16 protein-coding genes and 1 pseudogene are annotated in these 19339 nt (G+C 62.9%); 5 read left to right on the forward strand and 12 right to left on the reverse strand.

Annotation, left to right across the window (positions count from 1 at the left end; translation table 11 throughout):
• Positions 1 to 173 precede the first annotated feature (173 nt).
• The gene (locus tag Q1A53_RS06125; RefSeq protein ID WP_299964079.1) at positions 174 to 2726 is read right to left on the reverse strand and encodes a M10 family metallopeptidase C-terminal domain-containing protein; all 2553 of its coding nucleotides are present in this window, start codon (positions 2724 to 2726) and stop codon (positions 174 to 176) included.
• Positions 2727 to 3607: 881 nt separating this feature from the next.
• On the opposite strand from Q1A53_RS06125, the gene Q1A53_RS06130 reads away from it, so the two are divergent.
• Positions 3608 to 4021 carry a nuclear transport factor 2 family protein gene (locus Q1A53_RS06130; RefSeq protein WP_299964081.1) on the forward strand — a complete coding sequence of 138 codons (414 nt, stop codon included), beginning with the start codon at positions 3608 to 3610 and terminating at the stop codon, positions 4019 to 4021.
• A 295-nt stretch (positions 4022 to 4316) separates the two neighbouring features.
• Here the strand turns inward: Q1A53_RS06130 and Q1A53_RS06135 are convergent, their stop codons facing one another.
• The 7 genes from Q1A53_RS06135 to Q1A53_RS06165 all read right to left on the reverse strand — a co-directional run bounded on the left by Q1A53_RS06135 (position 4317) and on the right by Q1A53_RS06165 (position 10831).
• Positions 4317 to 4685, reverse strand: coding sequence for a type II toxin-antitoxin system VapC family toxin (locus Q1A53_RS06135; RefSeq protein ID WP_299964083.1), 369 nt, complete (start codon positions 4683 to 4685; stop codon positions 4317 to 4319).
• Positions 4686 to 4925 carry a type II toxin-antitoxin system prevent-host-death family antitoxin gene (locus Q1A53_RS06140; RefSeq protein ID WP_299964085.1) on the reverse strand — a complete coding sequence of 80 codons (240 nt, stop codon included), beginning with the start codon at positions 4923 to 4925 and terminating at the stop codon, positions 4686 to 4688.
• A 274-nt stretch (positions 4926 to 5199) separates the two neighbouring features.
• Entirely contained in the window at positions 5200 to 6486 is a 1287-nt protein-coding gene (gene glyA / locus Q1A53_RS06145; RefSeq protein ID WP_299964087.1) for a serine hydroxymethyltransferase, read from the reverse strand.
• Positions 6487 to 6498: 12 nt separating this feature from the next.
• Positions 6499 to 7473 (reverse strand): D-glycerate dehydrogenase, encoded by a 975-nt coding sequence (locus tag Q1A53_RS06150; protein WP_299964088.1) that lies wholly within the window; start codon positions 7471 to 7473, stop codon positions 6499 to 6501.
• Positions 7473 to 8360, reverse strand: a complete 888-nt coding sequence (sucD, locus tag Q1A53_RS06155; protein WP_299964089.1) for a succinate--CoA ligase subunit alpha — start codon at positions 8358 to 8360, stop codon at positions 7473 to 7475. Before sucD ends, Q1A53_RS06150 begins: the two co-directional genes overlap by 1 nt.
• Entirely contained in the window at positions 8357 to 9556 is a 1200-nt protein-coding gene (locus Q1A53_RS06160) for a malate--CoA ligase subunit beta (RefSeq protein WP_299964090.1), read from the reverse strand. The genes sucD and Q1A53_RS06160 overlap by 4 nt, the downstream gene beginning before the upstream one ends.
• Before the next feature lie 27 nt (positions 9557 to 9583).
• Positions 9584 to 10831 (reverse strand): aminotransferase class V-fold PLP-dependent enzyme, encoded by a 1248-nt coding sequence (locus Q1A53_RS06165; RefSeq protein ID WP_299964091.1) that lies wholly within the window; start codon positions 10829 to 10831, stop codon positions 9584 to 9586.
• 219 nt (positions 10832 to 11050) lie between these two features.
• On the opposite strand from Q1A53_RS06165, the gene Q1A53_RS06170 reads away from it, so the two are divergent.
• The gene (locus Q1A53_RS06170) at positions 11051 to 11713 is read left to right on the forward strand and encodes a response regulator transcription factor (protein ID WP_299964092.1); all 663 of its coding nucleotides are present in this window, start codon (positions 11051 to 11053) and stop codon (positions 11711 to 11713) included.
• Positions 11714 to 11792: 79 nt separating this feature from the next.
• Positions 11793 to 12770 (forward strand): CoA ester lyase, encoded by a 978-nt coding sequence (locus Q1A53_RS06175; protein ID WP_299964094.1) that lies wholly within the window; start codon positions 11793 to 11795, stop codon positions 12768 to 12770.
• A 184-nt stretch (positions 12771 to 12954) separates the two neighbouring features.
• Here the strand turns inward: Q1A53_RS06175 and Q1A53_RS06180 are convergent, their stop codons facing one another.
• Complete coding sequence (locus Q1A53_RS06180; RefSeq protein ID WP_299964095.1) at positions 12955 to 13647, reverse strand: DnaA N-terminal domain-containing protein; 693 nt, start codon at positions 13645 to 13647, stop codon at positions 12955 to 12957.
• Positions 13648 to 14043: 396 nt separating this feature from the next.
• Between Q1A53_RS06180 and Q1A53_RS06185 the strand changes: the two genes are divergently transcribed.
• Together Q1A53_RS06185 and Q1A53_RS06190 are read left to right on the forward strand one after the other, a co-directional pair.
• A complete protein-coding gene (locus Q1A53_RS06185) occupies positions 14044 to 15354 on the forward strand; it encodes an AAA family ATPase (protein WP_299964096.1) in 1311 nt (436 codons plus the stop codon).
• Positions 15351 to 16415 (forward strand): ParB N-terminal domain-containing protein, encoded by a 1065-nt coding sequence (locus tag Q1A53_RS06190; protein WP_299964097.1) that lies wholly within the window; start codon positions 15351 to 15353, stop codon positions 16413 to 16415. The genes Q1A53_RS06185 and Q1A53_RS06190 overlap by 4 nt, the downstream gene beginning before the upstream one ends.
• Positions 16416 to 17103: 688 nt before the next feature.
• Here the strand turns inward: Q1A53_RS06190 and Q1A53_RS06195 are convergent.
• The 3 genes and pseudogenes from Q1A53_RS06195 to pqqD form a co-directional block, all read right to left on the reverse strand.
• A pseudogene (locus Q1A53_RS06195) lies at positions 17104 to 17943 on the reverse strand (IS5/IS1182 family transposase); the annotation flags it as partial.
• Positions 17944 to 17984: 41 nt separating this feature from the next.
• Positions 17985 to 19067, reverse strand: a complete 1083-nt coding sequence (gene pqqE / locus Q1A53_RS06200) for a pyrroloquinoline quinone biosynthesis protein PqqE (protein WP_299964098.1) — start codon at positions 19065 to 19067, stop codon at positions 17985 to 17987.
• The gene (pqqD, locus tag Q1A53_RS06205) at positions 19064 to 19339 is read right to left on the reverse strand and encodes a pyrroloquinoline quinone biosynthesis peptide chaperone PqqD (RefSeq protein ID WP_299964099.1); all 276 of its coding nucleotides are present in this window, start codon (positions 19337 to 19339) and stop codon (positions 19064 to 19066) included. The genes pqqE and pqqD overlap by 4 nt, the downstream gene beginning before the upstream one ends.

A 19339-nucleotide genomic window follows, 5' to 3' on the forward strand; every position in this document is an offset into this window, starting at 1 on the left:
CACCGGGCGCTGCCACGGGACATAGCTGAACACCCCGCTCTTTCATCTTGCCAGATAAACTCCGGGGGACGGCCGCAGGCCGGGGGGCAGAGCCCCCAATAACCCCGGATCGCACTTCACTTACCGACAGCCGCCGCGCAAGACGACACCCCGGCAACAGGTGCCACGCCCCGCTAGATCAGCGCCGTCTCCTCAAAGATCAGACCTTCGGACAGCGCCAGATACCCTGCCGTTTCCGTCACGTGACGCACCTCACTGTCCTCCGAAGCTTCCTCTTCGGCGAAGAGCGCCACACCATTCGCGCTCAGCGCGTTCATGCGTACCGTCGCGGTATCCCGACCATCAAAGCTCTGCATGTCGGCCAGAACAACCGGCGCATCATCAAAGGCGGCATTGAACACGAACCAATCCGCAGTGTCGGTCAGCTGATCGCCGGTCAGGACCGCATCGCGCCCGTCCGCCGCCCCGGCCTCGACCGCAATCCACGACACGGTTTCCGCCACATGCGAGCCGAGCGCTTCTTCTTCCTGCAAGCGCAGCTCAAAACCGCTCTGATCCACATTCCTGATCCGGGTGGTGACCGCATCATCCTCGTTCACGGAGGCCACCTCCGCAAAGACCACCGCATCGTCCAGGGCTTCGCCAAAGCTGACATCCGCAAACCGGGTGCCGACGTCTTGGGTGCCGGCCACGATTGTCTGGCCACCGGACAAGGTGTGCGACCCCTCGGAGATCGCCAGCCACCCGACCGTTTCCTGAATATGCGCCCCGTCCAGATAGTTCCATTCGTCAATCTGGAACTGGAACCCCGTGTCCGACACATCGCGGACCCGCGTCGTCGCCTGCTCGACACCGTTCAGCGTGATGGGTCCCATGACGACCACCGCGTTCTCGATCACACTTTCGAAGGTCACCGTATGCCATTGCGCGGCATTGTCCTGAACCACCGTGGCTTTGCCGCTCTGCCCGATGGGATTTTGCGAAACGTCATCCACACCGCTGACCGTGACAGCAACCGCCGCCGTGTCGGATCCGCCACTGCCGTCGACCACCGTGTACTCGAATGTCTCCGTCGCTGTCTGCCCGGCGGTCAGGGACACAAAGGCGCCGTTTTGCGCGTAGCTCAGCGTGCCGTTCGCATTCAACGTGACCGCGGCCCCCGAGGCCAGCGACACCGATCCGCCCACCGCAACGGCCTGACCGTTGATCTGGGTGATGGCCAGCGCATCCCCGTCCGCGTCGGTGTCATTCCCCAGCACGTCCAGGGACAGGGCGGCCCCTTCGGCCACGCTCGCGTCATCGTTGCGCGCGACGGGTGCCGCGTTGGTGTTGCTGAAAAGATCAGCAATCGCGTCGTAGCTGTAGGTGATATCCGAAAAGCGGAAACTTTCGACCGTATCAAACACCCGGTCGATGCCCTCGCCAATCACCTCGATCGCATTGATAAAGAGCGAGAACGTATAGCTCGCAAAGGCCGAATTATAGAGCACCGTGTCAAACCCGGCCTCACCGATGAATGTGTCATTGCCCTCCCGGCCCAGAAAGGTGTCATCCCCCGCGCCACCGCGCAGGACATTGTCCGCCGCGTTGCCGATCAGCGCATCATTGCCGGACCCGCCGATCGCATTCTCGATCACGGTGCCTACCGCAAGCGTCAGGTTGCCCTCTCGACCGCCGATATCAGAGCTATTCTGCACCGTCTGATCCGCGGTCTGGATCGTCAGGTCGATCTTCTGCGCGTTGCTGTAGCCACTGAAGTCCAGCGTATCGATCCCGCCTCCGTCAACGATGGTCGAGGCCGTGCGATCCGCAAAAGACGCATAGCTGTTCCAGATCTCGCTCTGGCCCGCCGAGATCGTGGTGTTGAACCCGTAGGTCGTATCGCCCGTGAAGGCATTCGACACCCCATAGCCAAAGCGACCGTAGATCTGGTCCAGCGCCAGCCAATCCACCGCCATGGGGGTCTGCAGAAACTCACGGTCCGCCGTGATGGCGGTGTTTTCGCTCTGCGAGAAATACGACATCATGGACGCCTGCCAGCTATCCAGTTCATAGATCGCATCATTCGCGTAGCGTGCGCTGCCATTGTAGGGACCCTGATGGCCAAGACCCAGGGCATGACCGATCTCGTGCAGGATTGTCTGCAGCGTGTAGTCGTCATAGGTCGAGGTGCCCCCCGACCAGCCAGCGGCCAGATTGATGTAGGAATAGAAAATCGTCCCGTCGCCAAAACGCGTGGACCCCGCATAGGCTCCGCTGTCATTGTCGGAAAAGAAGAAATCGACAAAGCTGTCATCGGTGCTGGTCGTTTCCACGAACTCGATGCCCAGCACCGCCTCGTAGATGTCAAAGGCATCGCGGATCAACTCGGCCCGCGCGGCAGAAACGCCATTGCTGTCCACATTTCCGCCGTAGCGCAGCGAACTGTAGCCGCTCACATTATAATGCAGCACACCGTTGTTCGGGTCGCTCCCGGTCGAGCCCACATTGTGGCGCAACCCGTTGGTGTTGTTCCAGTACCCGGTTTCCAGAAAGTCGGACATTTGCTGAAGGGTGGCCTGCGCCGCCGCCGATGCCACGCCACCATCGGTCGGCACATCCGCGCGCTCGACATCATCCTTGAACCTGTCGTCAGCCATGCAGGCACTGCACATGCAGGTGGACAGATGCTCCGACAGCGGCAAATCAACCGCATCCTGATCAGATGACGTCGACTGTATAGACATGGCCGTACCCTTTTGTTGCCCTTGGCTTTTTCCTTCTGTCTAACCAGAGTGAATTGAGATGGGAACCCTGCGGACCCGGGTAAATTTTTACCTCAGACCCCGGAAATTTAATGCAATATTTACCACTCTGAGGGCGTCGCTTTTCACCCGGACCGACCCCGCTGGCCGCGAACCGCCTCCCGGCAACGACCGCCTCGCGCCTCTCACACTGCAGTGACAGCCGATCGGCCACCCGCACCGAGGTCCGTTCTCGACGGCTTGATCTCCTTGCCTCGGATGATCCCACCAGCCCCTTGAAGGGAAACGAATAATGGCCGCGAAAGGCACCGGGGATACGTCCTTCTCTGGCAGCGGGGCAGCCCCGTGAGCAGCGACCGAGACAACCGCTGGGCAATCACTCCCGCATCGCCAGTCTTATGGCGCGCCAAAAGCATCTCTTCCTGTTCCCGCGCGGGCGGCGCTTGCGTGCCCTTGGTGTCCTTGCCGCTCCAGCTTGACGTCGTGTGGCAAAGCGAAAAACCGCCGTCGGCGGTTCTAAGCCGCTGCGATGATCAACGGGTGGTTGAAGACCCACCAGAGCCGAACAGCCGCAGGGTGATCACGCCATTCACCTCAGGACGTTTCTCCGACACGCTCTCTCGCGCCTTCCCTTGGATCACATGAACCGCCATCCCCCGATCAATGGCACCAACCGGGATGGCCTCTCCGTCAGCCAGCGATCTCTCCCTCCGCAAAGCCTGCAGCAAAAGCGACCGTCCCGACGATCCGTATCGCCCGGGGGTATAGGCCTCCAACGCGGGAGAAACCCGTATCTAAGTCTCGATACACGAGGGGGTCCCCTTCCTCTAAACTGAGGCGCATAACCACCCGGGGAGGCAACGATGTCAGACTTCGAAACCGCAAAGGCATTTTTCGACGCCTGTGAAACCGGCAAAGGCTGGGCAGGGTGCGCACAGTACTGTGCACCGGATGCCGGCTTTTCCTGTCAGGCAGACGCGCTCGCCCAGACAGTGACACTGGCTGACTACTGCGACTGGATGAAAGGGCTGCTGACACCGGTACCGGATGGCCGCTACGTGCTGAAGTCCTTCGCCATGGACGAAGAACGCGGCACCGCCGTGGCAGCGGCGACGTTTCACGGCACCCAGACGGGCGAAGGCGGGCCGGTGCCCCCCACAGGCAAGGAGGTCGCGTCGGACTATACCTATGTCATGCAGTTCGACGGTGGAAAGATCTCGCATATGACCAAGATCTGGAATGATGTGCAGGCGGTGCGCCAGCTCGGCTGGGCCTGACGGGTGAACAGCCCGTTCGGGCGACGCCGCAGCTACCGCGGCGGGCTGAAATGCCACAGTAGCAAGGGTTTCCGCTCATGACAGGGTGACGCGCGCATCCCGCTGGTCTATTTTACAGCGGTGCTTCCCTGACGCAGCGCGTATTCAAGCGAAGGTTGCGCGGCGCTTTCAGTGGCTTCCTGGATCAATAACCGCCCCTCTTCGCGAGCACCCCTAATGTCCGATAATCCAAACACCTCCTGCGGCATAGGATCGACGCTGCCCTTTGTATGAATGATCGTCACTCCTCACTGGCTCAGGCGATCAGATCCAGATCATAGGCCGCAAACTTGGCGTCGGAACTGGCCAGCCTCAGACCCTCGCAGCGCGCCTGCGCGATCAGCATCCGGTCAAAGGGATCGCCATGGTGCATCGGCAAATCGGCCGCCGCCTGGGCATGTGTCCAGGAAATCGGCAAAGGACGACAGCCCGCCTCCACCGCGATCTCAAAAACCTCCGGCGGCACATCCAGCTTGCCAAGGGCGCGCTTGATCCCGATCTCCCAGACACTGGCAGAGGACAGATAGATCTCACCGTCGGAGATCGCGGCAGCCTGCGCCTTCGAGAGCCTCGGGTCATTCAAGACCGCCCACAGCATCACATGCGTGTCCAGCAGGATGCGCACTCAATGCCCGGCGCTTTTGCCAAACATCTCCGCGATCTCTTGGTCGCCGTCGGACATGTCATCCGGCAGCGTAAACGCCCCCTCCATCGCGCCGATCAGCGGACGGCCAACGCGCCGATCCGCGGCCACGATCCGCGCAACCGGGCGACCGTACCGGGTCAGCTCAATGGCCTCGCCCGCTTCGGCACGGCGGATCAACTCGGCAAACTGGGCCTTGGCTTCGGCAATGGCGATCTGCATGGCGTCTCCTTCCATCCTGACCAACATATAGGTCACCTTCGCGCCCGATACAAGCGATCCGCCGAAATCACCCCATCAACGAAGCTGCCCGACCCCGACACCAAGGTCCGCCGCGCACGCCACACGCCGCTGCCGCTGTTTCCCAGCCCAACTCAGAGGCCGGGCACCACCCAATGGCATCTCGCGCAGCCCGCTCTTTCATCTTGCCAAATAAACTCACCGGCGTGACAGACCGGTCACGCGTCCGCGCGGGGCAGTGTTGAAACGGGCCGGATCAGTAGATCGGGAACCGCGCACAAAGCGCCATGACCTCATCCCTGACCCGCGCTTCGACAGCACCGTTGCCCTCCGGACCATTGGCCTGCAACCCGTCGACCACATCCACGATCCAGGCGCCGATCTGTTCAAACTCCACCTCCGTGAAGCCCCGCGTGGTCCCCGCGGGCGAGCCCAGCCGCAGTCCGGAGGTGACCATCGGTTTTTCCGTATCAAAGGGAATGCCGTTCTTGTTGCAGGTGATATTGGCCCGCCCCAGAGCCGTCTCCGCCGCGTTGCCCTTCACACCCTTGGGCCGCAGATCCACCAGCATCAAATGCGTGTCCGTGCCGTCGGTCACGACCTCCAGCCCGCCTTTCTGCAGCCGTGCCGCCAGCGCCTGCGCGTTGCGGATCACCTGGGTCTGGTAGTCCTTGAAGCCCGGCTCCAGCGCCTCGCCAAAGGCCACCGCCTTGGCGGCGATCACATGCATCAGCGGCCCGCCCTGAATGCCCGGAAAGATGGCGGAGTTGAACTTCTTCGCCAGCGCCTCGTCATTGGTCAGGATCAGCCCGCCGCGCGGGCCGCGGAGCGTCTTGTGGGTGGTGGTGGTCGCCACATCCACATGCGGGAAGGGCGAGGGGTAAACACCCGCCGCGATGAGCCCCGCAAAATGCGCCACATCCGCCAGCAGCCAAGCGCCGACCTTATCGGCAATCGCCCGGAACCGCGCGAAATCGAGCTTCCGCGGGATCGCAGAGCCACCGGCGATGATCATCTTCGGCTTATGCTCCAGCGCCAGCGCCTCGATCTGATCGTAATCCACATCGAGCGTGTCCTTGCGCACCCCGTAGTGCACCGCATTGAACCACTTGCCCGACTGGTTCGGTCGCGCCCCGTGGGTTAGATGCCCGCCTGCATCGAGGCTCATGCCAAGGATCGTATCGCCGGGCTGCAAAAGCGCCTGAAACACCCCCTGGTTCGCTTGACTGCCGGAGTTCGGCTGCACATTGGCAAAGCCGCAGTCAAAGAGCTGACAGGCCCGCTCAATCGCCAGCGTCTCCGCCACATCCACATACTGGCACCCGCCGTAATACCGCCGCCCGGCATAACCTTCGGCGTATTTGTTGGTCATCACCGACCCCTGCGCCTGCAGCACCGCCTTCGAGACGATGTTTTCGCTCGCGATCAACTCGATCTCGTCGCGCTGCCGGCCCATCTCGCTCTCGATGGCACCAAAGAGCGCCGGATCCCGCTCCGCCAGATCCGTTGTGAAAAACCCGGCATCCCGTGTGGCTACATTCATCTCATCTCTCCTTCAGGCCACGCGGTCGCGCGGCTCATTTCCGTCAAAAAAGTCGCGCAGGTTGTCCAGCACACGGAACCCCATGGCCGCCCGCGCCTCGCGCGTCGCACTGCCCAAATGCGGCAACATCACCAGATTGCGCGTGCATTGCGCCAGCATCGGGTGAATGGCAGGCTCCCGCTCGAACACATCAAGCGCCGCCCCACCGATGGTCTCGAACATCAGCGATTGCGCCAGCGCCGCCTCATCGACCACCTCGCCCCGTGCGGTGTTGATCAGGAACGCATCCGGCTTCATCAGATCAAGCCTGCGCGCGTTGATCAGCCGCCGCGTCTCCACCCCGCCGGGGCAGTGGAGCGAGACGAAATCACACTCCGGCAACAGCGTATCCACCTCGCTCACCTGCACCGCATCGAACCGCGCCAGAACCTCCGCGTCCACGGGCGAGCGGTTGAAGACCACGATCTTCATGCCAAACCCGAAATGCGCCCGCCGCGCCACTTCCTGCCCGATGCGACCAAACCCGATGATCCCCAGCGTCTTGCCCGACACCTTGGTGCCCACCAGATGCGTTGGGCACCAGCCATCCCACTGCCCTGCCCTCAGCTCCCGCTCACCCTCGCCCGCGCGGCGCGCCACCATCAGCATCAGCGTCATGGTCAGATCCGCCGTGCAATCAGACAGCACATCCGGCGTATTGGTAATCGCCATCCCGTGGTGCCGGGCGGTCTCCACGTCGATATGGCTATAGCCTACCCCGTAATTGGCAAGGATCCGGGTCTGCGCCTGCGGCACGTCGAGCGCCTCCGCACCGATCCTGTCTGTCACCGTGGGCAGCACCGCGTCGTATTTGGCAAAGGCCTCGCGCAGCTCGCGCGGGCTGAGCGGTTTGTCGCTCCGGTTCAGCACCACCTCATAATCAGAGGCCAGTTGTTGTTCCACCGCAGCGGGCCACCGCCGGGTCACGAGCACAGATGGTTTCACCATCACGCAGCCTCCATCACAGTTGCAATTGTGGCACCGATCACGGCCGGGTTCTCCGCCACCGTGACACCCGCGGCAGAGAGGATCTCGACCTTCTCCGACGCGCTCTCCCCAAAGGCGGAGATGATCGCACCCGCGTGCCCCATGGTCCGCCCCTTGGGCGCCGTCAGCCCGGCCACATAGGCCACGACAGGCTTCGTCACATAATCGCGAATGTACTCGGCGGCCTCCGCCTCCTGCGGCCCGCCGATCTCGCCAATGAGCGCGATCACATGGGTCTCGGGATCGTTCTCGAACCGCTCCAGAATGTCCCGGAAAGACGAGCCATTGATCGGGTCGCCCCCGATACCCACGGAGGTCGACACCCCGATCCCGCGTTCCTTCAACTGGCTCGCGGCCTCATAGCCCAGCGTTCCCGAACGGCCCACGATGCCCACATGCCCTTTGAGATAGATATGACCCGGCATGATACCCAGAAGCGCCTTGCCCGGGCTGATGGTGCCCGCACAGTTCGGTCCCGTCAGCACCATGCGGCGGTCCTTTGGATAGCGCCACATATAGCGTTTCACGCGGATCATATCCTGCGCGGGGATGCCGTCGGTGATGCAGACGCAATAGGAAATGCCCGCATCCGCCGCCTCCATGATGCTATCCGCGGCAAAGGGCGGCGGCACAAAGACGAGGCTGGCCTCGGCCCCCGTGGCGCGCACGGCCTCTTCCACCGTGTCAAAGACGGGCAAGCCCTCGACGGTCTCACCGCCCTTCCCGGGCACGACGCCGCCCACTACGTTGGTGCCGTAGTCCAGCATGTCGCGCGTGTGAAACCGCGCCATCTTGCCGGTGATGCCCTGCACGATCACGCGGGTTGTGCTGTCGAGTAAAATGCTCATGACGCAGCCCTCATCTTGACGCCCTGGGCGCGGTCGTTCTGCCATGCTTGCACGGCGCGCTCCGCGGCCTGGTTGAGCGTGCTCGCCCGGATGATCGGCAGGCCGGAGGCGGCGAGGATCTTCTGCCCCGCCTCCACATTCGTACCCGCCAGCCGCACGATCACGGGCACATCCACCGGATTGTCACGCAGCACCTGAACGACACCTTCGGCCACCCAGTCACAACGGTTGATGCCGGCAAAGATGTTGACCAACACCGCCTGCACCTTCTTGTCCGACAGCACCAGCCGGAACGCCTTGGCGACCCGCTCTGGTGTGGCCCCGCCCCCGATGTCGAGGAAGTTGGCAGGCTCGCCACCGGCGAGCTTGATCGTATCCATCGTGGCCATCGCCAGCCCGGCCCCGTTGACGATGCAGCCGATATTGCCGTCGAGGCCGACATAGTTCAGACCACGATCCGCCGCACGGCTCTCCCGCGGGTCTTCCTGGCTCTTGTCGCGCAACTCGCTGATCTGCGGGTGGCGGAAAAGCGCGTTGTCATCGAATGTCATCTTCGCATCGAGCGCGATCACCCGCGCATCCTCGGTGATCACCAGCGGGTTGATCTCCACCATCGTCGCATCCAGCTCTGTGAACGCCCGGTAGCAGCCCTGCAGCGTCCGCACCATCTGCTGCACCTGCCCTGCCTCCACGCCCAGCTTGAAGGCGATCTGACGGCACTGGAATTCCCGCAGCCCCACCGCAGGCTCCACCGTGGCGCGGACGATGCTGTCGGGCTTCTGGGCCGAGATATCCTCGATCTCCATCCCCCCTTCGGAGGACGCCACGATCATCACCCGCTGCGAGGTCCGGTCGAGTACGAAACCGATGTAGATCTCCCGCGCGATCGGCACGGCAGCCTCCACATAGACCCGGTAGACGCCCAGACCCTCGGGCCCGGTCTGGTGCGTGACCAGCTTCATGCCGAACATGGTCTCACAGCGCTCGTGGATCTCCACATCGCTGTTGCAGACATGCACGCCACCGGCCTTACCGCGCCCGCCTGCATGCACCTGCGCCTTGACGACCCACCGCTCGCCGCCCAGCTCCCGCGCCCGGTAGGCCGCCTGCTCCGGGCTATAGGCCAGCGCGCCCTCGGGCACCGTGACCCCAAAGCTCGCCAGCACTTCCTTGGCCTGATATTCGTGAATGTCCATCTCTCGCCCCTCCCCTGGCCTGTTGAGTTACTCCGCCGCCATCGCCCGCCGGTAATGCTGCGCCAGCGCCGTATCGACCGCCGCACTGTCCACCGTGCCGCCCAGATCCCGCAGCGCCACCGCAAACCGCTGGACAATGTCCCGGATGGCCCCTTCGTTCAGCAGGTTCAGGATGCCGATCCGCACCTGCACCGGCTCCGACAGCGTGGGCCAGATGCCAAAGTTCTGCGCGCGGCAGTGCTGCACCAACTCCATCTCGCGGCCCGCCAGATCACCCGGCAGGTTCAGCACCACCAGCGACGGCATGTTGGAGGTCACCTCGCAGCCCATGGCCGTCACAGCGGCGCGCAGCGCGCTCTCGTGGAACGTATAATCCGCCGCGCGCTGCGCTATGGTCTGCTGCAAGCAGATCCGTAGCGCCTCGTGGAAGGCAGAGACCGCATAGGCCGAATGGGTCCGGTGATAGGTCCCCTTCTCCACATCCTTGCCGTCGATCACCCCCCAGTGCCGCGCCTCAAGGATCGGGTGGTGGCAGAACGTCCGCGTTCCGGTCGCCTTCAGCGTCTCGATATACCGATCAGTGAAAGACACCGGCGCATAGGTCAGCGGCAGACAGCAGATGCCCTTCTGCGGGCAAGAGGCCCAGCCATGCACGCCCGGATAGTCGTCAATGCGGAAATCGCCGACCCCAAGGCTCGACACCGCATCCACCAGCCCCATCGCACCGTGCTTTTCACAGGCCGCGCTGAACCCTTCGATGTCATTGACCCGGCCCGATCCCGTCTCCCAATGCGCCATCGCGGCCCATTTGGGCTTGTGCACGGCCAGCGCCGCTTCCACGATCTCGCCCGTCACGCTCTGCCCATGCGGCACCTCGATGGTGATCACACTCGCGGCCTGCGGGTCCAGCGAATTGGCCGCGAGTTCTTCCTCCGTCGCCGCCTTCATCCGCACCGTCAGACCGTCAATGCCGGAGAATGTCCCGTTGACGAACATCACCACCTTGTCGCCGGGCATCACCCCCGCGAACATCATGTCCAGCCCGCTCCACCCGGTGCCCGCCACGCCAAAGGTATAGGTGTTCTCGGTCCCCATCACCGCGCGCAGCATCTCCTTGCACTCCACCATGCCCCGCAACACGTCGCTGTGCATGTGATCGGCCAGCCCCGCGCCTGCATACCGCGCCAGCACCCGCGCATCCGTATTGCCCGGCCCGGGGCCTGCGGCGATGGTTTCGGGGATCTCAAGCTGAGGGAATGGGATGATGTTGGTCATAGGTCCTCCTTGGTGCGCTGACGCGGCTTTATTCATTGGCGGGTGACCAGCACCTCGCCCCATGGTAGAGATTTAACGAACCCTTAAGAAATAAAAACGCCCTCCTGCCCACTTTTGGGTAGCTAAAGGAATAGGACTTTCCCTATACTTTCGGATTGAATACCGCCGTATACCAATTTTACACTGCCTGAATGGGTAGTTTTTCGGGGAAAAGCCGCCATGACCCAGCCGATTGCCCAGGATGCAGCCCCCATCGACATCATGCTCGCGGACAGCAACCCCCTTGTGCTGAGCGCCCTGTCAGAGATCATCGACCGTGATCCGCGCTTTTCCCTCGTGGCCTCCGCCGCCACCGCCGAAGGGTTCCTGGGCACCGTCATGCGCGTCCCTGTGCAGGTCGGCGTGATCGACTGGAACCTGCCCGCCCTGGGCGGCGCCAAGCTGATCGAGGTGCTGCGCGAGCAGGCGGGCGCCCCGCGCATCGTCGTCTACGCCGAGGACAGCGGCGACCTGCCGCGCCTGTGCATGTCTGCCGGCGCCGCCGCCTTCGCGCCGCGCTCCAGCGATCCGGCGACGCTGCTGGATACCTGCGCTGATGTGGCCGCGGGCAAGATGGTCTTCCCCTTCCTTGATGTGCGCGAACTGCGCAACGATCCGATCCATCAGTTGTCGCGCAAGGAACGCGCCATGCTCGATGCGCTCTCCAAGGGGCTCACCAACCGCGAACTCTCTACCGAACTTGGCGTCACCATCAACACCGTGAAATTCCACCTCTCCAATCTCTACGAAAAGCTGCAGGTGAAAAACCGCGCCCAGGCCATCGCCTTCTACTACGCCTCCCGGCTCGAACCGGACCGGGGCGGCGACAGTATACATAAGTAGACCGGGCGCGGGGCTTGACATTATCCTGCGCGACTGACCTCTCTCGCGAAATATTATATCTGACAGAAAGGTCGATCCGATGTCATTCCATCCCGTCCAGCAGGCCCCCGGCCGTCTCAACCGATCCGAGCTTGCGGTGCCCGGCAGCCAGCCGCAGATGTTTGAAAAGGCGGCACAATCCGACGTCGATGTGATCTTTCTGGATCTGGAGGATGCCGTCGCCCCGGACGAGAAGGAACAGGCCCGCAAGAACATCATCAAGGGCCTGAACGAGATCGACTGGAACACCAAATCCATGTCCGTGCGCATCAACGGGCTCGACACCCATTACATGTACCGCGATGTGGTGGATGTGGTGGAACAGGCGGGTGAACGGCTCGATCTGATCATGATACCCAAAGTCGGCACCGCCGCGGATGTCTACGCGGTGGATATGATGGTCACCCAGATCGAAGACGCCAAGGGGTACAGCAAACGCATCGGCTTCGAGCACATTATCGAAACCGCTCTGGGCATGCAGAACATCACCGAGATTGCCGGCGCCTCCAAACGCAACGAGAGCCTGCATTTCGGGGTGGCCGACTACGCCGCCTCGACCCGCGCACGCACCACCATCATCGGCGGCGTGAACGAGGATTATGCGGTCCTGACAGACCCTGATACGGACGGAAACCGCGAAACCCACTGGGGCGATATGTGGCACTACGCTCTGGCCCGCATGGTGGTCGCCGCCCGCGCAAACGGCCTCCGCCCTATCGACGGTCCCTTTGGCGACTTCAAGGACCCCGACGGCTACAAGGCCGCCGCCTACCGTGCCGCTGTTCTGGGCTGCGAGGGCAAATGGGCGATCCATCCAAGCCAGATCGCGCTGGCCAATGAAGTCATGAGCCCGTCAGAGGCCGAGATCACCAAGGCACAGCGCATCCTGGAGGCGATGGCCGAGGCCGAAGCCGCCGGCAAAGGCGCGGTCAGCCTGGACGGTCGCCTCATCGACTACGCGTCCATCCGACAGGCCGAGGTTCTGGTGGAGAAAGCCAAACAGATCTCCGGCGGTTGATCCGGCCCGGGGGCCATCTGGCCCCCGCCCCAAAACAGTCTCTAAAAAGGGCTTTTTTGGGGTCGCGTGCAGCGTCTGCCGAAATGCTTGAAATGTCACACAGCACGTAACGCTCAAGGTCCTCGGTTTCAGGCAGCGTTGCGTGCTCCAGTTCGTCGCGTGAAGTTCCAAATCCGCCCGATCTTCAGACCTCAAATAAAACCTTCTCTACGGGCCCCAGCTCTCTTTCCGCCACGCGGACGAGCAAACCCATATGGTGCATCTCCACGTAGCGCTGGATAAAGCTGCTCGGCGTCTTCAGTCTCAGGACCCCGTGTGTGCAGCTTTGAAACGTCAGCCGCGCAAACCACGCCCCGTAGAGATGCGGATGCTCCGCTGCCAGAATGGCCATGACACCCGCCCAGGTGCCCGGCTGCGGCGGGCCCTCATCGGGTGCAGCCTCCGAAAGATACCTCTCTAACTTGATGATTTTCGTCTCTACGGGTCGGTATCGCGCCCGCATGCGCTGCTCGAAATCAGGCCCTACAAGGGGCCAGCAGGGCTCCGACAGTCGCGCAATCTCGGTATAATTGAGCCGGTAGGCCCCTACCCTGCCCCGCACACCGGCACGCTTACAGATCACGATGCTGGCCTCCACCAGCCGCTTGATCTCCCGCTTGACGGTCCGCTCGTTGACCGACCACATCCGTGCCATGTCGCGTTGACCCACACAGAACTCATCGGTACGCCAGTTGTACCGCGCAGTCACCAGCGCCACCAAGCGCAGCACCGACATCTGAAACGTCGCGGTACCATTGAGCCCTGCGACGGACAGCGCTGTCAGCAAATCATACTTCAACACACCGGCCTCGGGGCCGGTTAGTTTCTGGGGTTCCATCTGACCTGGAGTCCTGTTTTCTTCATGTCTGCCACCTCTCGGACCGATCTCTTGTGGATCGATTCCGTTCTGGCCTTAGCAAACTCCGAAATCCCGTACTCTGTCAACTGTTTGTGAATAACGGGATCTCAAGCGCGCTTTTTGAAAATCAAAAGAAAACCAAGGTAATAGGATAAGGGGGACAGATAGCTGACACCCTATTGTGGGTCTCGTGTCACCATATCTGTGCCTCCACCCGGATCACTGTCACCAAATATCGCTGCGGGCCCGCAAGACCACCTATTGCATGCTACATTCGCCTAAATGCGCCGTTTCTGCAAATGGGAGAATTACTTTTTGCCCAAACTGTAAAATCCCGTTATTCGTTTTGCATCAGGAAAAAACAAGAGCAGTGCGATGAGAGATCACAATGACCTTCTGACCATGAACGAACGCAGCCTCGCGCAGCAGGCCGCGGTACGGCGGGCGACCTTCTCTCCCGGAGAGGTAAAAGAGCTGCGCCCCTTCTCCATCTGGGAGATCAGCCAGTTCATGTTCGACGTCCCCGCCGACACGTTGCGCAAGAAGCTGGCGGAGGATCCCTCCCTGCCGCAGGGGCTGACGGAGGAGGACGGTCGCCAGCGCTGGTTCACTCTCCAGGAGATCAACGAGCTGCGTCGCCGGATGCGATTTCGAGGTCGCAGCCTGCAGCCGGACCGGCCCAAGGGGCGCGCCATGCGCGTTGCCGTGTCGAACTTCAAGGGGGGTGTGGGCAAGACTGTCGTCGCCCAGCACCTCGCCAATGCCGCCGCCTTGGATGGCTACCGCGTGCTCTGCGTTGATTTCGACCCACAAGCAACCCTCACCCACTCCATGGGCATTACCGAGGTCAAGGAGTGGAATACCGTCTGGGGCATCATGTGCCGCGATCTCTGCCGGGAGGCGGACCGGATCATGGGCAGCTATGACGACCCGGACGACTGCCCCTACCCCGCGTCCGATGAGCTGCCGGAGGACGTGCGGTCCATCGGCTCGCAGCGGTTTCAGGATTTCATTCAGCGAACCTGCTGGCCCACGATCGACATCATTCCCTCCTGCGCCAACGCCGCCTTCGTGGAGTTCGCCAGCGCTCAGTACCGCTCGCTGCACAAGGCATGGAGCTTTTTCGGCTGCGTCGCGCGCTATCTCGATGAGCTGCCAGACGACCAGTACGACATCATCATCTTCGACTGCCCGCCCGCCATCGGGTACCAGTCGCTGAACGCGGCCTTCGCGGCAGACATCCTCTATATCCCGTCGGGCCCCGGCTACTGGGAATACGACAGCACCACCAGCTACCTCGGCCAGTTGGGCGACGCCATGGCCGACATCTCCGACGGGTTCGCGGCGGTGGCAGCGGACGCGGGCATTACGCTGCCGAAACGCTTTTCCGATATCCGTCTGCTGATGACCCGGTTCGAAGCCGCCAACCCGCTGCATGCCGCGATGATGGAGGCGTTTCGCAACGTGTTCGGTGCGGATGTCTGCGCCAACCCCATCGAGATGACCCGCGCGGTGGAGCAGTCGGGGCGGTTCCAGATGTCGGTCTACGAGCAGGACTACCGGCAGATGACGCGCGAGACATGGAAGCGCGCGCGCCAGAGTTTCGACCGGGCCTACGGTGAGTTCATCGCGACGGTGATGACCGCCTGGAAAGAGAATGACAGCCGCAAGGAGGCCGCGGAATGAGCAGTAAGAACAAGTTCGGCTTCGAGCCGCTGGAGACGAAATCGGTGACGCCCCGCCGCGACAGGGCGCCGGGGCCGATGGGCGCTGCGGTGCGCGATGTGGCCGAGACCCTGCAGGAGACGACCGAAGCCAAAGTGGCGCAGCGCCGACAGAACGCGGAGGACGCCAAGGCGTTTCGCGCAGCGCAGGGCGAGGGCAGGGTGCTGGTGCATATTCCGCTGGAAGAGATCGCCACCGATGATCTGCCGCGCGACCGTCTGGCGCTGGAGGCGGTGGCGGCATCCGAGGAGATGGAAGAGCTTAAGGCCTCCATTCGGGAGCGGGGGCAGAAGGAGCCGGTCGAGGTCTACATCGGGCCCAGCGGCGGCTACCAGTTGAAGAAGGGCTGGCGGCGGTTCACGGCGCTGAGCCAGTTGCTGAGCGAGACGGGTGAGGCGGCCTTTGCCACGATCATCGCCCGGGTGGAGACGCAACCGGCGGAGCGGATCGCGCGCTACATCGACATGGTCGAAGAGAACGTGGTGCGAGAGGATCTGACCTTTGCCGAAATGGCGCAGGTGGCCATCGCCGCTGCGGCCGATGAGGGGATCGAGGAGACGGATCCGGCGGAGCTGGTCAACCGGCTCTACGGCGCGCTGCACAAGACCAAACGCTCCTACATCCGGCAGTTCGTCTTTCTGCTGACGGTGCTGGGTGACGCGCTGCAGTGGCCCAAGGAGGTGGCGCGGAACCAGGGCGTGGACGTGGCGCGCGCGATCAAGAGCGAAGAGCAGGTCGAGGCGCTGCGCGCGCGGCTGGCGGAGTGCGGCGGGCCGGAGGCACAGGTCCGGGTGTTGAACGGGTTTCTGGAGAGTGAAAAGAGCGGGGAGAGCGCTGTGCGGGAAGCGGTGGCACCCAAGCAGAAGTTCGAGTTCTTCCTGGGTAAGACCAAGGTGACCGCGCGCGATGGCGAATGCCGGATCGTGAGCGAGCGCGACTTCGCGACCATCCCCAAGGGGCGGCTCGAAGAGGCGGTGAAAGCCTTTGAAGAGGCGCTGCAGGGCGGTCCACGGATCCGCTGAGGAGGGTAGGGCGGTTACCCATGGGTAACCGCTGTGCGCCGGAGATGGTTACCCATGGGTAACCGCAGTGCATCTGGCAGACCACGACAAGCACCCCGGAGTTACCCACGGGTAACCAGCCGCCGTAAGGTTACCCACGGGTAACCCGGTTCTTGTGCGGGGCAGTTGGGGTTACCCATGGGTAACCATTGGGCACAATCACGTTTAGATGGAAGTGGCGGTCAAGCATGAGCGGTTACCCATGGGTAACCGCTCATGCCTTGAGATTGAAGTCAGCGGAGGATGCCACATGCCGCGGACATTCCGGGCGCATTCAGAGGTCGTCGCCCGTTTTGAGGATCGTGAGATAGAAGCGGTTACCCATGGGTAACCCTGTTGGTGGCTCTTGGTCTTGGTGCGTCACATATTCCCTAGATAAAAGCGTTTTTTTTCAGTATGTTACGTGTTTTTCTGACCGATTTGGATGAGCGAGCCGTTCATTCAGCAGGTCAGCGCGCTTCTGCGGGACCGGATCCGGTTCTCATCTGCCTTATGGCGGCCAACATCGGGCGACAGTCGTATCTATCAAAGCCAATATGTGTCTATAAACAATGGTTCAGAGACTGTTTTACAGGCTGCTGGAAAACCGGTCTGCTTGCGCTTGGCTATAGGGTGCTGCCAGTTTTGAGTTTGGTTTGGGCGGCTTAGCCTAGCCCCTGGCTGTGGTTGTGCACGACCGTTGCTTCAGTTCTGTCCCGCGCAACAATAGCTTGGGCAACCTCGCCAAATTGTTTGCCGCCCTTGTCACTGTGAATCTGGCGCGCCCTTTTTCGATCCCGCGATGTACCGTTTGGGCCGTACCACCGACGGTCTTGGCCCCGCCAAATGGCTCGTCGATCTTCTTTCGGCGCTTCTGCGAGACAGCGTAGCCGGGATGCCCGGTTGTCGGACTGTTGATGACGGAATGGCGGGCCTTCCGGGCGATATGTGGTGTCACGCAGGCCTGCCTCGGATCGGATACGAAGTCAGCGCTGTCGTATCCCTTGTCGGCGCCCGGCGGCTGACGCGGATCATGTCGCGCGCGGCCTTGCGTTCGGCGCGCCTGTCCGCATGGGTGAGGTCGGCCTGAACGATGAGACCATTGCGGTTCTCCATCAGGGTATGTCCGATGAAGCCAGCATCGCGCCCGCGCCTGACGATTTCTGGTAGAGCCGGGCGTCCCGGTCGGTGACGGATGTCTGGGTCGCAGTCAAATGCTTCTGGCCCTTGAAACCGACGTCGGGGCTGCGGGATTTGTGTTGCATCGGCGGGGTTTCGGTCGTTTCAGGCTGGCCCGGGCGGTGTCTGATCGGTGGATGGTCGTGGCGGGCCGTCCGCATCGTCATCCCCCGGCAGCACCCTTGGCTGGAAACTCTTCATCAAGGGCCGGACCTTGATCAGCGTGCCGTCGACGGAGAAGTGATCGTCCGGAAAGCAGCGGCCCGACCTCAGGATGCGTCATGATTGCGGCCATGACCTCGCGCGACATATCGGTGGTCAGCAGCCTGTCAGATCTTGGCAGCGATGTTACTCCGCCGGTTCCGCGGCCTTTCAGGGTGCGGTGCGGTAGACGAGCGGTGCGTCGTCCTGTGCGGCATGGGTGTCTGCCTGCACCTGCAGTGCGCCTTGATGCGGGGATTTGATGCATACCGGGTCGGTGGCGGCGGCATCGCCGACAATGGCCATGGCCTGACAGCGGCAGCCGCCGAAGTCGACGGTCTTGCGGTCGCAGCTGCGGCACGGCTCGGCCATCCAGTCTGTCCCGCGGTAGGCATTGAAGGCATCGCCCTTGTACCAGATGTCATGCAGGTTGCGGTCCTGCACCCGGTCGAAGGTCAGATGCGGAATGGATTCGGCAGCGTGGCAGGGCAGGACCTTGCCGTTGGGCATGACGTTCAGACCGGAGGTGCCCCAGCCGCCCATGCAGCGCTTGGGGTAGTCCTCGTGGTAGTCGGCGGGCACGTAGTCGATGACCAGCGCGCCCTTGAGCGCTGTGCGGGCCTCTGTGACGATGCGGGTGGCTTCGGCTGCTTGCGTGCGCGTGGGCATCAGCGCGTCGCGGTTCCGGAGAGCCCAGCCGTGGAACTGTACGGTAGCTACCTCGATGCGGCGGGCGCCCATCTCCTGCGCGATCTCCAGCGCGCGGGGCAGCTGGTGCAGGTTACGCCGGTGCAGCACCGCGTTGAGCGTGAGCGGAAAGCCGATCTCGCCGATCCACTGGGCCACCTGCATCTTGCGGGCAAAGCCGCCTTTGTAGCCGCCGATCTCGTCGGCCATCTCGGGCGTGGTGCCCTGTAGCGACAACTGGATGTGGTCGAGCCCCGCGGCATCCAGATCCGCCAGCCGACGCTGGCTCAGACCGATGCCGGAGGTGATGAGGTTGGTGTAGAGCCCGGCCTCGCGGGCGGCGGTGACAAGCTCGGTCAGGTCCCGGCGCGAGGCAGGCTCGCCGCCCGACAGATGCAGTTGCAGCACCCCGAGCTCGGCGGCTTCGCGGAAGACCCGGGCCCAGGCCTCGGTGCTGAGCTCCTGATCCTGGCGCGTCATCTCCACCGGGTTGGAGCAATAGGGGCAGGCGAGCGGGCAGCGGTGCGTCAGCTCCGCCAGCATGGCGATGGGGGGCGGGACGCTCATGGTGTGACGTCGAGAAAGCGGCGATTGCGCAGGGCGCCCAGAAACTCGGCGCTGTCCTTGCGGATCTCATCCACCGGCGCGCTGTAGCGATCGGCGAGGGCCGAGGTAATCTCGCCAAAGCTGCGGGTGCCGTCCACTTCGCTGAGGATGGCGTGGCCCACCTGATCGAGCGTGACAGCGCGTTCGGGGGCCAGCAGCACCCAGGCGCTGCGCACCCGGTCGTGGTGGAGCCGCACGCCGCGGGGCAGGGCGGGGATGTCGGTTATTTCCAT

The organism is uncultured Roseobacter sp., from assembly GCF_947496515.1.
Lineage (GTDB): Bacteria > Pseudomonadota > Alphaproteobacteria > Rhodobacterales > Rhodobacteraceae > Roseobacter.

Coding starts and splice junctions, on each gene's coding strand:
- Q1A53_RS06125 (WP_299964079.1), bottom strand. CDS start 2,726: ATGTCTATACAGTCGACGTCATCTGATCAGGATGCGGTTGATTTGCCG.
- Q1A53_RS06130 (WP_299964081.1), top strand. CDS start 3,608: ATGTCAGACTTCGAAACCGCAAAGGCATTTTTCGACGCCTGTGAAACC.
- Q1A53_RS06140 (WP_299964085.1), bottom strand. CDS start 4,925: ATGCAGATCGCCATTGCCGAAGCCAAGGCCCAGTTTGCCGAGTTGATC.
- glyA (WP_299964087.1), bottom strand. CDS start 6,486: ATGAATGTAGCCACACGGGATGCCGGGTTTTTCACAACGGATCTGGCG.
- Q1A53_RS06150 (WP_299964088.1), bottom strand. CDS start 7,473: ATGGTGAAACCATCTGTGCTCGTGACCCGGCGGTGGCCCGCTGCGGTG.
- sucD (WP_299964089.1), bottom strand. CDS start 8,360: ATGAGCATTTTACTCGACAGCACAACCCGCGTGATCGTGCAGGGCATC.
- Q1A53_RS06160 (WP_299964090.1), bottom strand. CDS start 9,556: ATGGACATTCACGAATATCAGGCCAAGGAAGTGCTGGCGAGCTTTGGG.
- Q1A53_RS06165 (WP_299964091.1), bottom strand. CDS start 10,831: ATGACCAACATCATCCCATTCCCTCAGCTTGAGATCCCCGAAACCATC.
- Q1A53_RS06170 (WP_299964092.1), top strand. CDS start 11,051: ATGACCCAGCCGATTGCCCAGGATGCAGCCCCCATCGACATCATGCTC.
- Q1A53_RS06175 (WP_299964094.1), top strand. CDS start 11,793: ATGTCATTCCATCCCGTCCAGCAGGCCCCCGGCCGTCTCAACCGATCC.
- Q1A53_RS06180 (WP_299964095.1), bottom strand. CDS start 13,647: ATGGAACCCCAGAAACTAACCGGCCCCGAGGCCGGTGTGTTGAAGTAT.
- Q1A53_RS06185 (WP_299964096.1), top strand. CDS start 14,044: ATGAGAGATCACAATGACCTTCTGACCATGAACGAACGCAGCCTCGCG.
- Q1A53_RS06190 (WP_299964097.1), top strand. CDS start 15,351: ATGAGCAGTAAGAACAAGTTCGGCTTCGAGCCGCTGGAGACGAAATCG.
- pqqE (WP_299964098.1), bottom strand. CDS start 19,067: ATGAGCGTCCCGCCCCCCATCGCCATGCTGGCGGAGCTGACGCACCGC.
- pqqD (WP_299964099.1), bottom strand. CDS start 19,339: ATGGAAATAACCGACATCCCCGCCCTGCCCCGCGGCGTGCGGCTCCAC.